Raw genomic sequence first — 15,988 nt, forward strand, 5'->3', positions numbered from 1 at the left:
CCAGCGCAGGGCGTCCAGGGTCAGGTCGGCGGCCAGCAGTCCGGCGGCGCCCGCCAGCAGCGACAGCAGCGCCGTCTCGGTCAGCAACTGGCGCATCAGGCGCTTGCGTCCGGCCCCCAGGGCCGTGCGGACGGCCATTTCGGGACGCCGCGACGATCCCCGCGCCAGCAGCAGGTTGGCCACGTTGGCGCAGGCGATCAGGAGCACCAGGGCCACCGCTCCCGCCAGGGCCATCAGGGCCGGACGGGCCTCGCCCACCTGATGCTCCTTGAGCGAGATCACCGAGGCCTGGAAGCCGCTCGACTCCGGATAATACTCGGGATACTCTTCCTCTAACTGGGCCGAGATGGCCGCCAATTCGCGGCCTGCCTGACGGATATCGGCGCCGGGCGCCAGGCGGCCCACGATACGCCGGTTGTGAGCCCCGCGCGACGGCAGGTTGGCCGGATCGATGACCAGCGGAATCCAGAAGTCGATCTCCCGGTAGGGATAGTTGAAGCCAGGCGGCATCACCCCCACGACTTGCAGTGGGCGGCCCTCGATCTCCAGGACTCTCCCCACGATCTGCTCCTCGCCCCCGAAGCGCCGCTGCCAGAAGCCATGGGAAAGGACGATTTCCTCGGGGCCACCAGGTCCGCCGGAGGCATCGGAAAGGCGCCTGCCTCGGGAAGGCTCCACTCCCATCACGGAAAAGAAGTTGGGCGTCACCCGGGCCCCGCGCGACAGTTCGGGAGGACCTGTTCCCACTGTCACGTTGAGTCCCCCGTAGCCCCACAGAGCCATGGGGCCGATCAATTGGCTGCGGTCTCGGTAGTCGAGATATTCAGCCTCCGAAACCGAACTATAGGTGCGGGGCGAGTCCTCGCCCAGGTAGTTGTTGCCCACATAGACCAGCCGCTCGCTGTCGGGATAAGGCAGGTCGGCCAGCAACACGCCGTGGAGGACGCTGAAAAAGGCGGTGTTGACGCCGATGCCCAGGGCCAGCGTCAAGACCGCCACCAGGGTGAATCCAGGCTGCCGGCGCAGCATGCGGAGGGCAAATCCCAGATCCTGAAGGAGCCCTTCCATCCAGCTTCCCGAGCGTGTCTCGCGGACGCTCTGGCGCACCTGCTCGACACCACCCAATTGGTGGGCCGCTTTGCGCCGGGCCTCCTGAGGACTGAGTCCCTGCCGCTGGTTGTGGCGGGTCTGCATTTCAAGGTGAAAGGCCAGCTCCTCGTCCAATTCGTGCTCCATCTGGGAACGGCGGAACCAGGAACGGAGGGCGGTCTTGACGCGGTGAGTCCACTTGCTCATGGGCTGAATTCCCTTTGCTCTGTGTGGATCGCTGACCCGCTGGGCCACTTGTGCTGCCGGTCATGAATTCTGAGCCAGGGCCTTGCCAAGTTCGAGGTGCGATATGCGAAGTTCGAAAGAACCCCGAAGGGGGTGCAATTCGCCAGCCCAGGGTCAGCCCCGGCGAGCGCAAGCGAGACGGCGGCTGGTCCCAACGCTGAATGCGCGGAATAACGCAACAGGGTGGCTCGAAACATTTGACGCACTGCACTAGGTGGCCAGCACCCGCTCGATGGCGGCCGAGACTTCCTTCCAGTTGCGGGTCTGTTCCTCCAGCCTGCGCCGCCCTTCGGCGGTCAGGCGGTAGTACTTGGCCCGCCTGCGGTTTTCCGACTCGCCCCAGGAAGAAGCGATCCACCCCTCCTGCTGCAAGCGTTGCAATGCCGGGTAAAGCGATCCTTGATTGATCTGAAAGACTTCGTCGGACATCTGCTGGATGCGCTGCGAGATCCCCCACCCGTGGCGGGGTCCCAGCGAGAGCGTCTTGAGAATGAGCAGGTCCAACGTTCCCTGAAGCAAATCAGCCCGCCGCGATCCTCCCATCGGTCTTCCTCCTCTAGATTGTCGACAAGAGTCTAGCCGCCTTCCTGTAGATTGTCAACAAGAGATGGCCGCTCTCCCTGCTGCACATGATTCCTCCCAGGTCCGTCTCGGAAAGGGGGGTGGCGGGGTCTTGCAATCGTCGGGGCCAGCGCCTAAAGTATCCCCCTAGAAAGGGGAAGGGATTGCAATTTGGGTTCGTGATCGACAACCGCAAGTGCATTGGTTGTCACGCCTGCACGGTGGCCTGCAAGGCCGAGCATGAGGTTCCGGTCGGGGTCAACCGCACCTGGGTCAAGTACATCGAAAAGGGCATTTTTCCCCAGACCACGCGTCACTTCTCGGTGATGCGCTGCAATCATTGCGCCGATGCGCCCTGTGTCGAGATCTGCCCGGTGACGGCGCTCTACCGGCGTCCCGACGGCATCGTCGATTTCGACAACCGCCGCTGCATCGGATGCAAAGCTTGCATGCAGGCCTGTCCCTACGACGCCCTCTACATCGATCCTCAGAACCACACTGCCGCCAAGTGCAACTACTGCGCCCACCGCGTCGACCTCGGACTGGAGCCGGCTTGCGTCAACGTTTGTCCCGAGCACGCCATCGTTTCCGGCGACCTCCAGGACCCTGCCAGCGAGATCGCCCAACTGGTGGCCCGCGAACAGGTGACGGTGCGCAAGGGGGAAAAGGGCACCGATCCTCAGTTGTTCTACATCGACGGCGACGCGGCCTCGCTGGATGCGTCCCGGACTCAGGCCGCCGCCGATTACCTGTGGTCGTCTCAGGAAAGCGGAGTGGGGCACTTCGCGCGTTTCGCCGAGCAGCGCAAAGGCGGACGGGACGGGTCCCCGGTGGGCGAACGTCGCCAGGTCCCTCCGCCGGAAGCCTCAGCCGAAGAGGCCCGGCGAGTTTACGACGCCCCCGACAAGGGAGTGCTGTGGGGGTGGGAGGTGTCGGGCTACATCTGGACCAAGGCCCTTTCGGCGGGACTCTTTCTGGCCCCCTTCCTGCTCTCGCGGGCGGCCGAGGCCAGCGCCGGCGTGTGGAGCGCCTGTCTCGGCGCGGCCCTCTTTTTCCTGGCTTTGACGGGGGCTCTGCTGGTCAAGGATCTGGACAAGCCGGCCCGCTTTGCCTACGTCCTGCTGCGTCCCCAGTGGAGGTCGTGGCTGGTCAGGGGAGCCTGGATCATCGGCGCCTATGCAATCTTGCTCACACTGCTGCTGGCGCTGGCGCTGAGCCAGTGGTCCTGGGGTGAGGCGATGCTGCGTCCTGGGGGCGCGGTTGCTCTATTGATGATCCTGACGGCCTTGGCCGCGGCGGCCACCGCCGCCTACACGGCCTATCTCTTAGCCCAGGCCAAGGGCAGGGACCTGTGGCAATCGCCGCTGGCCGTGCTGAAGATGTTCCTGCATGCGCCTCTGGCGGGCACTGCCGCGCTGGCTCTGGCCAGCCCCTGGATACCCCTGCCCCAAGGCTGGATCTGGCTTCTCGCCTGGATGCTGAGCGCAACCCTGCTCTTGCACCTGGCCCTGCTGGGACTGGAATTGACGACGCCCCATGCCACCCGCGATGCCAGCCGGGCCGCCGAGTTCATCCTCCGGGGCCGCCTGGCGCCGGCTTTCTGGGGCGGCGCCGTCGTGTGCGGCGGACTCATTCCGCTGGCCCTGCTGCTGGGGCACACCAGCTCTCTCTTCGACCTTTTCGGCTGGGCGCTGCCGCTGGCCGGACTGTTGGTCCTCGTCGGACTCTATTTCTCCGAGCACGCCTGGGTGCGCGCTCCTCAGTGGATTCGCCTCAGCTAGGAAAGCCATGGCACCCAAACCCACCAGCGCCCCTTCCGCCCCGCGGCCCGGCTGGCTCGAGCGCCTGGCCGAACGGCTGCATCTTATTCCCGACCTGCACCGGTCGGATGGCAGCGCCGAGGACTCGCCGCACCTGCCTGAGCTGCCGCGCCTGACGCCGCCGGGCAAGCTGACCGACTATCCGCCTCCCGAGCAATGGGACGACTGGAGCGAATACGAAGCCACTTCCTGGCCCCGCCGCCACAAGCGGAATTACGTCATCGTCCCCACCGCCTGCTTCAACTGCGAAGCAGGCTGCGGACTGCTCAGCTATATCGACCGCGACACCCTTAAGGTGCGCAAATTCGAGGGCAACCCCTGGCATCCGGGAAGCCGCGGACGCAACTGCGCCAAGGGACCGGCCACCATCAACCAGATCAACGACCCCGACCGCATCCTCTATCCGCTGCGCCGCAAGGGGGAGAGGGGAGCCGGGGGCTGGGAGCGGGTGAGCTGGGACCAGGCGCTGGACGAGATCGCCGCCCGCATCCGCAAAGCCCTGCAGGAGGAGCGCCGCAACGAGGTGGTCTATCACGTCGGCCGTCCCGGACACGAGGGCTATGCCGAACGGGTGCTGGCCGCCTGGGGGGTGGACGGACACAACTCTCACACCAACATCTGCTCGGCCGGCGCCCGCTTCGGATACGCCGCCTGGCAGGGATACGACCGTCCCTCGCCCGACCACGCCGAAGCCGAATTCATCCTGCTGGTCAGCGCCCACCTGGAATCGGGACACTACTTCAATCCTCACGCCCAGCGCATCATCGAAGGCATGATGAAAGGGGCCAAGCTGGCGGTGATGGACCCGCGCCTCTCCAACACCGCCTCCATGGCCGACTTCTGGATGCCCACCTATCCCGGCAGCGAGGCCGCCGTGCTGCTGGCCATGGCCCGCGTCCTGCTGGCCGAGGACCTGATCGACCGCGACTTTGTGCGCGAATGGGTCAACTGGGAGGAGTACCTCGGGGCCCGTTCCGCCGCCGGAGGTTCCCTTGAGGACTTCCTGCGCCTGCTGGCCCAGGAGTATGCCGAATTCACTCCCGAGTTCGCCGAAAAGGAAAGCGGGGTCCCCGCGGCGACAGTGGTCGAAGTGGCCCGGCGCATCGGACGCGCGGGATCGCGTTTCGCCACCCACAACTGGCGCAGCGCCTCCAGCGGAAACCTGGGGGGATGGGCGGTATCGCGGGCTCTCCACTTCCTCAACGTCCTGACGGGAAGCGTGGGCACGCCCGGCGGAACCCTGCCCAGCGCCTGGAACAAGTTCAAGCCGCCCCTCTTCGACCGTCCACCGGCTCACCGCTTTTGGAATCAGCTCCACTTCCCCGACGAGTACCCCTTCAGTCACTACGAGATGAGCTTTCTGCTGCCTCATTTCCTCAAGGAGGGCCGGGGCAAGCTGGACGTCTATTTCACCCGCGTCTTCAATCCGGTCTGGACCTATCCCGACGGCTTCTCCTGGATCGAAGCCCTCAGCGACCCCGCCAAGATCGGACTGCACGCCGCCCTCACGCCCACCTGGAGCGAAACGGCCTTTTTCGCCGACTTCGTGCTGCCCATGGGGCACGCCGGCGAGCGCCACGACCTGATCAGCTACGAAACCCATTCCGGCCTCTGGATCGCCTTCCGCCAGCCGGTCGTCCGCGAAGCCATGAGGCGCAGGGGCGAGGAAGTCGAGTTCACCTATCAGGCCAATCCCGGAGAGGTTTGGGAGGAGGACGAGTTCTGGATCGAGCTTTCCTGGCGCATCGATCCCCAGGGCGACCTGGGCGTGCGCAAGCACTTCGAGTCGCCCTACCGTCCGGGCCGCAAGATCACGGTTGAGGAGTATTACCGCTGGATCTTCGAGCACACGCCGGGACTGGCCGAGAAAGCCGCCGAGCATGACCTGACGCCCCTCGACTACATGCGCCGCTTCGGGGCCTTTGAAGTGGAACAGTCCTGCTACCGCAAGCACGAGAGCGAGGTCGACGAGGAGAAGCTGGCCGGGGCCAGGGAAGACGATCGCGGAGTGATCAGCCGCGACGGCCAGGCGTTGGGCGTCCGCTCGAGGCAGGGCGGGCGGGTCGTTCAAGGATTCCCCACCCCCTCGCGCAAGCAGGAGATCTATTCGTCCACCCTGGCTGAATGGGGTTGGCCGGAATATGCCACTCCCGTCTATATCAAGAGCCACATCCATCCCCAGGAGCTTGACCGCGACAAGGGCGAAGTGGTGCTGGTGCCGACTTTCCGCCTTCCCACCCTGATTCATTCGCGTTCCGGCAACTCCAAGTGGCTGCACGAGATCGCCAACCGCAACCCCGTCTGGCTGCATCCCGAGGACGCGGCGCGGGTCGGCGTCGGCGACGGCGAACTGCTGCGGGTGGAAACCGAGATCGGCCACTTCGTAGACCGGGTGTGGGTGACCCAGGCCATCCGTCCCGGCGTGGCCGCCTGCTCCCACCACCTGGGACGCTGGCGCCGCCCGCAGGATCCCAAGGCCAACCGCTGGGCCGTCAACCTGGCCGACATAAGCCGTAGCGAGTCCTCGGGCCAAGGAGGGGTGTGGAAACTTCGCTACCGGCGCGGCATCAGCCCCGATGCCCAAGGAGACCCCGACGGCGGACGCATCTTCTGGCGCGAAGGCGGAGTGCACCAGAACCTCACTTTCCCCGTCCACCCCGATCCCGTCAGCGGCATGCACTGCTGGCACCAGCGAGTCCGGCTGCGTCCTGCCCAGGCCGGCGACCGCTACGGCGACGTAGAAGTCGACACGGGAAAGAGCTTCGAGATCTATCGCCAGTGGCTCGAGATGACGCGTCCCGGCCCCGGACCGGGCGGATGGAGGCGTCCGCTCTGGCTCAACCGTCCGCTGCGGCCGGTGCAAGAGGCTTTCCGCCACCCCCAGGCTGAGGACGGGGAACAGGGCTTGGGTTAAGGCTGCTCTTTGTAGAAGTCGGGTGCGGGGACGTCGAGCTTGAAGGAAGCCCGCAGCAGGTGGGGTCCCCATTGGATGCTGAGCAGGCCCTGGTCTTTAGCGCCCTGCAGTTGCAGTGTCATCTTCAGCTCTGTAGCCGACGCCTCGCTGCGGCTGTGCTCCAGAGGGACCTCGAACAGGATCGGCACTTCATCGGCCCGAGGCACGAAGGCCCAGGCGTCGATGTAGCCGGGACGCACCGCCTCGGGATCGACGAAGACCAGCGACCAGTCGCCTTGCTGCCTCCTCCTGGCGCCCAGGTAGTAGTAGCCGGCGGCCACCTTGCGTCCGCCCATCTCCAGGTCGAGTTGGCTGTCCAGGGAAGTCCACATGTCCTTGCCCAGCCGCCAGATGCGCCCTTTGGTGAGGCTGTCGAAGGCCGCATCCTGGTTCCACTGAGGACGCCAGGCCGGACGCCCGTAGCCCAGGGTCACGCGTCCGCCCGAGATCTCCACCCCGTCATCGCGGTAGGTCCAGTAGGCGATGCTGCAGTAGCCCCTGGTGGAGTTCTCCACCGAAGGCGTCCACTGACCCTGCTTGACCTGGGCCTGCGCCTCGACCGCGAAGAGAAACAGGATGGCCGTCCATACCGTGAGGTGTTTCAACATGCTGTCGCCTCCCCCGAATAAGCTCTAGAAAATCTCGACGGCGAAGTACTTCTCCAGCACCGTGTTGATGAAGATGAAAAAGAGGATGAAGGGCAGCACGTAGAGGATCGCGTTGAGGGCTTTTTCCTGCCACGACCCCATGTACTTTGGATAACCCTGGGCGATCTCCGCGCTCAGGTTCTCGCGCTTCCAGCGGAAGGCGCAGAAGGCCGAGATCAGGCATCCGCCCAGTGGCAGGGCGCTTTCGAAGAAGATGTCGGCCACCAGGGTGAGGAAGTCGACGGTCTGTCCGCTGGGATAGGTGATGAAGCGGGTGAAGAAGTCGCTGGCGCCCTGGGAAAGAAGGGAGAATATGCCCAAAAAGAAAATCAGCCCGCCCATCGCCAGGGCGGCCCGTCCGCGGCGGATGCCGCGCTCGTCCACGGCCCAGGAGGTGGGGACTTCCAGCAGCGAGATGGTGGATGTGATGGCGGCGAAGCAGACCAGCAAGAAGAAAAACGAAGCCAAAAAGGAAGCCGCAAAGTAGCCGATGCTGGGAGTCAGGCTCATGAACATCTTAGGCAGAAAGACGAAGATCAGTCCCGGGCCTGCGGGCATGTTTTCAGCCGTAACGTTGGGGTCCATCGTGAAGATCGAGGGAATGATGAGAAGCCCGGCCGTGATGGCGATGAAAGAATCGAAGAGGGCTACGATGAAGCCCGAGGAGGCGATGTTGTCCTTGCGGCTGACGTAGCTGCCGTAGGTGATCAGCGCCCCCATCCCCAGTGAAAGCGAGAAAAAGGCCTGGCTGAGGGCCGAGTTGAGGACGCCCATGCTCAGCTTGGAAAAGTCGGGAACAAAGTAGAAGGCCAGACCCTTCCCGGCGTTGGGCAGGGTCAGCATGTAGGCGATCATCGCGAACATCATGACCAGCAGGACGGGCATGAGGATTCGGGTGGCCCTCTCGATTCCCCCTTTGACACCTCCCACCACGATTCCGATGGTGGCTAGCATGATTCCGGCCATGTAGGCAAAGGTCTTGCCCACCGACCCGGCGAAGACGGCGAATTCCCCGTCCGTGGACAGGCGCTCCAGTCCGCCGGTGGCGCATTCCAGAAAGAAGCCCAGGACGTATCCCGCCAGCACGATGTAGAAGGAGAGGATCATGACGCCGGCGAAGACCCCCAGCCCCCCCACCAAGGGCCAGGCGCTTGCCGGGGCAAGGGCCTTGAAGGCACCCACGGGATTGCGTTGGGTGCGGCGTCCGATGGCGATCTCCATGAGGATGACGGGGAGGCAGATCACCAGGGTGAAGATGAGATAGACTACGACGAAGGCGCCGCCGCCGTTCTGGGCGGTCTGGACGGGAAAGCCCCAAATGTTGCCCAGACCGACGGCCGATCCGGCCGCGGCGATGATGAATCCAACGCGGGAACTCCACTCACCCCGAGATTGCATAGTTTCTCTCTCCTCGAAAATTGATCCTCTCTTCTACCATCAAAGGCCCGTGGGCGCCAGTGCAAATTCCGCCAAATGCCCCAACCGTCCGGCAAATTCCCCATTCAGCATGCGGGTCGGCGCACGCTCCTTGGCCCCTGGCTGGCAGCAGCCTTGCTTGATTGGACGGTGAAGCGACTCGAGCCGGTCAATCCGGCTTCGCTGGAAAGGCGGTCCGGCATGACGACAGCAGCCAGCTTGGATCTGAAGGACATTGCCCGGGTCGATCCCCGCCGGGTCAGCTCGGTCTATGGCCCCGTCGACAGTTGGAGAGTGGGACGCTCGCTGGGCATCGACCTCCTGCTGCTCAATTCGATCTGCTCTTTCAACTGCGTCTACTGCCAGTTGGGGCAGATCCAGGTCCCCACGCGGACGCGCAGGGTTTTCGTGCCCACCCGCAAGGTAGTGAGCGATCTCCGCCAGGCGGGATGGAGCGATTGCGACATCATCACCTTCTCCGGCAGCGGCGAGCCCACCTTGGCGGCCAACCTGGGAGAGGTCATCAGGACGGTCGCCGCAATGACGGGCAAGCCCATTCTGGTGCTGACCAACGGAAGCCTTCTGGCCGATCCCCAGGTGCGCCGCGAACTGAGCGCCGCCGACCGCGTCTATGTCAAGCTGGACGCCGCCGACGAGGACGTCTTCGCCCGCATCAACCGTCCCGTCGAGGGCGTCGACCTGGAAGAAATCGTAGAGGGGGCGGCGGCCTTCCGGCGCCAGTTCAAGGGACTGCTGGGCGTGCAGATCATGCTGCTGCCCCCTAACCAGGACCAGGTCGAGGGTCTCATCCCCTTGCTCAGGCGCATCCAGCCCGAGGAGGTGCAGGTCAATACTCCCACCCGACCCCATGCCAGCGAATGGCACCTGGAAAGCCGGGGCAGCCGAGGACCCGCCGCCTACCCGGCCAAGCCTCTCAAGCCCCTGTCCGCCCGCCGCATCGGCCTCATCAGCCGCCGCCTGCGTCAAGCCGCCGGACTGCAAGTGGTCTCGGTCTTCGACCGTCCCCTTCAGGGAGGAGATCAGAGATGAGTGCGTTCGAGCAGCAGCCTGTTTCCCGCGAACTGCCTGATCGCCTGCGCTACGGAGAAGCCTTCCGCACCTTCCTCAAATGCAATCCCGACTACCGCGAGACGGTGGAGCTGGACCGATGGCGAAGCCGGGAATTCGCACGGCTGGACCGTCAGGGACACGTCTATCTCGACTACACCGGCGGCGGGCTCTACGGACAAAGCCAACTGCGCCGCCACTTCGACTTTTTGAGCGAAAAGGTGTTGGGTAATCCCCATTCCAGCAACCCCACTTCGGCTCAGACCACCCAATGGGTGGAATCGGCGCGCTCCCGCGTGGGACGCTTCTTCAACGCCGATCCCGACGAATACGTGGTCATCTTCACGGCCAATGCCAGCCACGCCCTCAAGCTGGTGGGCGAGTCCTATCCCTTTCGTCCGGGAGACCGCTTTCTGCTCACCTTCGACAACCACAACTCGGTCAACGGCATCCGCGAATTCGACCGCGCCCATGGCGCCGAAACCACCTACGTTGCGGTGCTGCCTCCCGAGATGCGGGCCGATGAACAGATGCTGCTGAAGGAACTGGACGCGCTGGCCGACCGTCCCGGCGCCAACGGACTCTTCGCCTACCCCGCCCAGTCCAACTTTTCAGGCGTGCAGCATCCGCTGGAGTGGGTGGAGCAAGCGCAGAGCCGCGGCTGGGACGTGCTCCTCGACGCTGCGGCCTTCATCCCCACCAACAGGCTCGACCTCTCCCGCTTCCATCCCGATTTCGTGGCCCTGTCCTTCTACAAGATGTTCGGCTACCCGACCGGTGTGGGCGCTCTCATCGCCCGCCGCAAGGCGCTGCTCAAGCTGCATCGGCCCTGGTTCGCCGGGGGGACCATCGAGGTGGCCTCGGTGCAAGCCGACCGCTTCGCTCCCGCCGCCGGCGCCGCCGCCTTCGAGGACGGCACGCTGGACTATGCAAACCTGCCGGCGGTAGAGATCGGCCTCGATTTCATCGACACCATCGGACTGCCGGCCATCCACCAGCGTGTGAGCTGTTTGACGGCCTGGCTGCTGCAGCAACTGAGCAGCCTGCGCCACGCCGAGGGAAGCCCCGCCGCCGTCGTCTACGGCCCCACCGAAATGATCCGTCGAGGGGGGACTGTGGCCTTCAACTTCCTCGATCGCCGGGGACGCATCATCGACCACAAGATCGTCGAGGAGCAAGCCTCACAATCCCGTATTTCCCTGCGCACCGGCTGCTTCTGCAATCCCGGCGCGGGAGAGATGGCGCTGGGACTGTCGCGGGGAGAGATCGAGTCCTGTTTCAGCGACTCCTCCAGCGGCATGACCTATGAAGGCTTCCGGGGCTGCATTTCCTCCAAGGGATCGGGAGCGGTGCGCGTGTCCCTCGGTCTGGCCAGCAATTTCCGCGACGTCCATGCCTTCCTCAAGTTCGCTTCTGCCGTAAGGACCGGGGCCTCTGAAGCTTCCGGCGCTTATTTTCCACAAGATTCTTGACAGCATCCCCCCTATTGCCTTATGATCCCAAACATCATTTAGTCCACTCGCTAAGGAAGTTTTGGCAACAGCTTATGCCAAGTAGAATTTGGGATGCGGTAAAGCCACACATGCCATCTATGGCACATGGGCTTCATCTTTCCTTGTAATGAGCCATCAAGCCTTGTCAATAAGGGCTTGAGACGCTGGCTTGCCCCCTCAGGGGTCGCCGGGCCTTTTCTGAAGAGACCCGAGCTGAGGCGGTAGAACCAGCCTGCTTGATTCTGTCTGCGCTGCCAAACTCGCCCAGCCTTCGGCCAAGCTTGGCCGCTTCCCTGCGGGTCGGGACCATGACTGTAACCTCTCACTGCAATCCCAAACCGGGGGAGATTGGAATGCAACTCTTTACTAAGTCGAGAAAAAAAAGAAGGCAGGCATCAAGCGATGTCGGCGCGCATGCCAGGAGGATGTTCGTGACCTGGCTGGTGGCCACCCTTTGCCTGGGACTGGGCGTGATCGGACTGGCTTCGGTGCTGGACGACTTCGGCCCTCCGCCGCCGGGAGACCCTTCAGCCTTCACGGGGCCTTTGATCGGCCTTCAGTGGGCCGTCGACTTCCTGGCTGGTCTGCCTGACGCCAACCTGGGGGCCTTCGAGGGCGGCAACACGGGAACCGCCGAAGATCCGGGCGAGAATAATTTCCTGTCTGAGAACGAGGTCGACTCCGGCCGCCAGTTCGACATCCCGACAGGAGGACCGCTGAGTCCTCTCTTCGGAGCCGGGGAATTCGAGCAGAAGATGTTGCGCTTCGAGGAATTCGGACCTGAAATCCTGGCCGGCGCCCCTCTCTCGCCCAATCCCTTTCCCACGCCTGCTGCCGGACCGGCGCCCGAGCAGGACCCGTTGGAGGTGTCCGCCAGCAACCCTTCAGGCGCCGACCTTGAGGCCTTTCTGGCGCAAGCGGGCATTGCGCCTTTTCCCACGGAATTCGCCAACACCCTCGACGAGAATCCTTGGAGGACTGAGATCGAGGACTTTCTGGGACGCGCTCTGGACACCCCTCCGGCCGAGGGGCGTCCGCCCGGAAAAGGCTGGGCCCATCAGCGCTGGAACGAGTTCCAGCCCATCACCTTCTTCAAGACGGCTCTGGCTGGAGCCCGCGTCAACGGGGGCTTCCGCGACAGCAAGCAGATGCACGGCTATGCGGCTGGAGAGTTCGCTCCCGGCGGCCTCTATCACCGGGTCTACGAGTCGTCGGTACCCGGTTCGCTGACCCTGGACGGCACCACCGCCGGCTTGCCGGTGCAGTTTCACCCCAACTTGCCGGTGCAGGACCACAAGACCTTGTGGACCTTCGACGGGACCTTCCCGCCCAAGCTGCTCAACGTGCGCTACGGGCAGGGCGTCCTGATGCGCCAGTACAATGCCTTGCCCATCGATCCCGCGGCCAACCGGGGTTTCGGATTGCATACCCTGACCACTCACGAGCACAACGGGCACAATCCCGCCGAGAGCGACGGCTACACCAACTCCTTCTTCTTTCCGGGACAGTTCTACGACTATCGATGGCCCATCCAACTGGCCGGATACGACACGATCAACACCACTGCCGACGATCCGCGGGCGTCCTTTCCCTGCTCGCCTGGCGAGACTCTCTTCGTCAACGACGAGGCCATGACCACCCAGACCTGCGACGCCAACGGACGCATCCAGATCCGCGGCGACTGGCGCGAGACCATGAGCACCCACTGGTTCCACGATCACATGCTCGATTTCACCGCCCAGAACGTCTACAAGGGCAGCGCCGTGATGATGAACTACTACAGTGCCCTCGACCGGGGCAATGAAGCCCACAACGACGGCGTCAACCTGCGCCTCCCCAGCGGGACGGCTCTGTCCTGGGGCAACCGCGACTACGACGTCAATCTGCTGGTGGCCGACAAGGCCTGGGATGCCACCGGTCAGCTCTGGTTCAACATCTTCAACCTGGACGGCTTCGTAGGCGACCGCATCCTCACCAACTGGCTCTACAAGCCTTACTTCGAGGTACGGGCGCGCCGCTACCGCTTCCGCATCCTCAACGGCTCGGTTTCACGCTACTTCGCCATCGCCCTGGTCAAGCAGGTGCAGGGCAGCGGAGGCGAGTTCGCAGGGCCTTCGGGATCAGGCGTGTCCTATGACCGGGTGGGCTTCCACATGGTAGCCAACGACGGCAACATCATGGAGCATGCCGTGCCCTTTGACGGCAGCATGGACCTGGACGGCGACGGCAGCACGCAGGACAACAACGCCATCCTGCCCACTCAGGGCATCGCCGAGCGCTACGACATCGTGGTTGACTTCGCCTCTCAGGGCATCCAGCCGGGCGACAAGCTCTATTTCGTCAACATCCTCGAGCACCAGGACGGCCAAGAGGCCGGACGCAAGGTCTCCCTTTCCAGCATCCTCTCCGGCGACTACTTCGACGGCGGCAGCGGCGGCGGCTGGGGAGGCGGCGGAAGCTGGGGGGGCGGCGGCAGCATCCCCGATCCCGGCTTCGACCCCGGCATCGGACGCTTCCTGGAGCTGCGAGTGGTTTCCTACGGCGGCACCGACCTGAGCATGGACCCTCACGACTTCGAGCCCGGCCTTCAGAAGATGATCCCGCTGGCCATCGACCGCAACGATCCCCAGTTGCAGACCGCGTTGCGCCGCGAGTTCGAGTTCCGAGGCTTCGGCAGCGACGAGGTCCCCTGGACCATCGCCACCGACGGCGGACAGGGACTGGGCATGGATCCGCGCCGCATCTCGGCGGCGCCCCGCCTGGCCACCGGCCCCACCATGGCAGGCTTCGACGGAACCGGGCCCAACGGCGACGATGAACTGGGCACGCTCGAGATCTGGCACATCGACGGCGGCTTCGGATGGAGCCATCCGGTCCACGTCCACTTCGAGGAGGGCGTCATCCTGCAGCGCGACGGGAGAACGCCGCCCGAGTGGGAGATGTGGGCCCGCAAGGACGTCTACCGCATCGGACCCGAAGACGACAGCGGACGCGACGTCACCATGGCCATCCGCTTCCGCGAGTTCGCCGGAACCTACATGGAGCACTGTCACAACACCCAGCACGAAGACCACGCCATGCTATTGCGCTGGGATATCGAGCACCCCGGGCAGATCAAGCTGATGCCCGCTCCCATCCCCACCTGGGACGGAGTCGAGTACGTCGATTCGGCGGCCCTGCCCACTTTCCGCACCGGCTGCGACGGAAGCGGAGGAAGCTGGGGCGACGACTGTGACGGCGGAGGCGGCTGGGGTGGCGGCTGGTAGCTGCGCTTTCCAGCAAAACACCGCTGCGGGGAGCCGTTGATTTTAAAAAGCGGCTCCCCGCATTCCCTCTTTGCAACCCAGAAAGTAGAACCGACCATTGGAAGACGAGGCGATCATGCTCAAGTATCGTTTAGCCGGCTTGGCCGCCGGCCTTTTGATCATTCTTTCCCTAACAGTGGCATGGACGCTCTGGAAAGCGCCCTCCTCCACTGCCGACAACGCCGCCCGCAAGGGGATGGGAGGCGAGGTGTGGGGGGCCAACTATTTTCCCAACATCCCCCTCATCAACCACAAGGGAGAAAGAGTCCGCTTCTTTGACGACCTCATCAAGGACAAAGTCGTCGCCATCAACTTCATCTACACCTCCTGCCCCGACGCCTGCCCCATGGAGACGGCCCGCCTGCAGGAAGTCAAGAGGCTGCTGGGCGACCGGGTGGGAAAAGACGTGTTCTTTTACTCCATCACCATCGACCCTGAGTACGACACTCCCGAGGTGCTGGCGGAGTACGTCAAGCGCTTCAGGCTGGGTGACGGATGGTGGTTTCTGACCGGAGACGAAGACGACATCGTGATGCTGCGCAAGAAGTTCGGCATCTACCGGCCCGAGATCCAGAGCGAAGATTCCAACGACCACAACCTGAGCCTGGTCATCGGGAACCAGGCCACCGGACGCTGGATGAAACGCTCTCCCTACGAGAATCCCTACGTGTTGGCCACCCAATTAGGGCGCTGGCTGCACAACTGGAAGGCCCCTCCTCCGCCTGACCGCGACTACGCAGATGCGCCCAAGCTGCGCCAGATGTCCACGGGAGAGAACCTCTTCCGCACCCGCTGCTCCTCCTGCCACACCATAGGCAAAGGGGACGTAGAGGACTACCAAAGGCGCCTGGTCGGCCCCGACTTGATGAATGTCACCTTGCAGAGGGACCGCCAGTGGCTGACCCGCTGGCTGATGGAACCCGACAGAATGCTCAAGGAGAAGGATCCGCTGGCCATGCAGCTCTACAAGCAGTACGATGAAGTCCCCATGCCCAACCTGCGTCTGGGATTGGCCGACGCTGAGCGCATCCTGGAGTACATCGAGGAAGAGAGCGCCCGCATCGAGCGCCACCGCCGGATGGGGCATGACATGAGCGGCCACGGAAATGACGGCGAGGCTTCCGGCCCGTCAGCCCACGACCCCCATGCCCACCATGGCAAGGGCCAACAACACTAGCTGCCGGTCATGAATTCTGAGCCAGGGCACTCGGTTTCTTGTCCCTGACAGGGAGGTATTCGCCAGCCTCCTCCTTCGCCGAGGCTACGAAGGGCAAGGCTAGGCTTCGAGGGCAGGCAGCGACTGTGTTGAACGTCAAGTACAGCTCCCTGAAGGGGAGCCATTCGCCAGCCCAGGGTCAGCCCCGGCGAGCGCCAGCGAGACGGCGGCGCC

10 protein-coding genes are annotated in these 15,988 nt (G+C 64.1%); 6 read left to right on the top strand and 4 right to left on the bottom strand.

The window, feature by feature from the left end; translation table 11 throughout:
• A partial coding sequence (locus VLU25_19060) for an ABC transporter permease (protein ID HSR70036.1) occupies positions 1-1,296 on the bottom strand: 1,296 nt, incomplete at its 3' end.
• Between the two features lie 249 nt (positions 1,297-1,545).
• Positions 1,546-1,878 (bottom strand): PadR family transcriptional regulator, encoded by a 333-nt coding sequence (locus VLU25_19065; GenBank protein ID HSR70037.1) that lies wholly within the window; start codon positions 1,876-1,878, stop codon positions 1,546-1,548.
• A gap of 182 nt (positions 1,879-2,060) precedes the next feature.
• Between VLU25_19065 and VLU25_19070 the strand changes: the two genes are divergently transcribed.
• Positions 2,061-3,677, top strand: a complete 1,617-nt coding sequence (locus VLU25_19070; GenBank protein HSR70038.1) for a 4Fe-4S dicluster domain-containing protein — start codon at positions 2,061-2,063, stop codon at positions 3,675-3,677.
• Positions 3,678-3,684: 7 nt separating this feature from the next.
• Positions 3,685-6,630: a molybdopterin-dependent oxidoreductase gene (locus VLU25_19075; GenBank protein ID HSR70039.1), complete on the top strand. Its 2,946-nt coding sequence runs from the start codon at positions 3,685-3,687 to the stop codon at positions 6,628-6,630.
• Here the strand turns inward: VLU25_19075 and VLU25_19080 are convergent.
• Together VLU25_19080 and VLU25_19085 are read right to left on the bottom strand one after the other, a co-directional pair.
• Positions 6,627-7,277 carry a DUF2911 domain-containing protein gene (locus tag VLU25_19080; GenBank protein ID HSR70040.1) on the bottom strand — a complete coding sequence of 217 codons (651 nt, stop codon included), beginning with the start codon at positions 7,275-7,277 and terminating at the stop codon, positions 6,627-6,629. The two genes, VLU25_19075 and VLU25_19080, sit on opposite strands and share 4 nt — an antisense overlap.
• Positions 7,278-7,301: 24 nt before the next feature.
• A complete protein-coding gene (locus VLU25_19085; GenBank protein ID HSR70041.1) occupies positions 7,302-8,714 on the bottom strand; it encodes a sodium-dependent transporter in 1,413 nt (470 codons plus the stop codon).
• A gap of 168 nt (positions 8,715-8,882) precedes the next feature.
• Here VLU25_19085 and VLU25_19090 point away from each other — a divergent pair, with 168 nt between their 5' ends.
• The 4 genes from VLU25_19090 to VLU25_19105 all read left to right on the top strand — a co-directional run bounded on the left by VLU25_19090 (position 8,883) and on the right by VLU25_19105 (position 15,775).
• Positions 8,883-9,782 (top strand): radical SAM protein, encoded by a 900-nt coding sequence (locus VLU25_19090; protein HSR70042.1) that lies wholly within the window; start codon positions 8,883-8,885, stop codon positions 9,780-9,782.
• Entirely contained in the window at positions 9,779-11,272 is a 1,494-nt protein-coding gene (locus tag VLU25_19095; GenBank protein ID HSR70043.1) for an aminotransferase class V-fold PLP-dependent enzyme, read from the top strand. Before VLU25_19090 ends, VLU25_19095 begins: the two co-directional genes overlap by 4 nt.
• A gap of 446 nt (positions 11,273-11,718) precedes the next feature.
• Positions 11,719-14,559, top strand: a complete 2,841-nt coding sequence (locus VLU25_19100) for a multicopper oxidase domain-containing protein (GenBank protein ID HSR70044.1) — start codon at positions 11,719-11,721, stop codon at positions 14,557-14,559.
• 115 nt (positions 14,560-14,674) lie between these two features.
• Entirely contained in the window at positions 14,675-15,775 is a 1,101-nt protein-coding gene (locus VLU25_19105) for an SCO family protein (GenBank protein ID HSR70045.1), read from the top strand.
• The last annotated feature ends 213 nt before the right edge of the window (positions 15,776-15,988 follow it).

It is taken from the genome of Acidobacteriota bacterium, from assembly GCA_035471785.1.
In the GTDB taxonomy this organism is placed as follows: Bacteria; Acidobacteriota; UBA6911; order RPQK01; family DATIPO01; genus JANQFM01.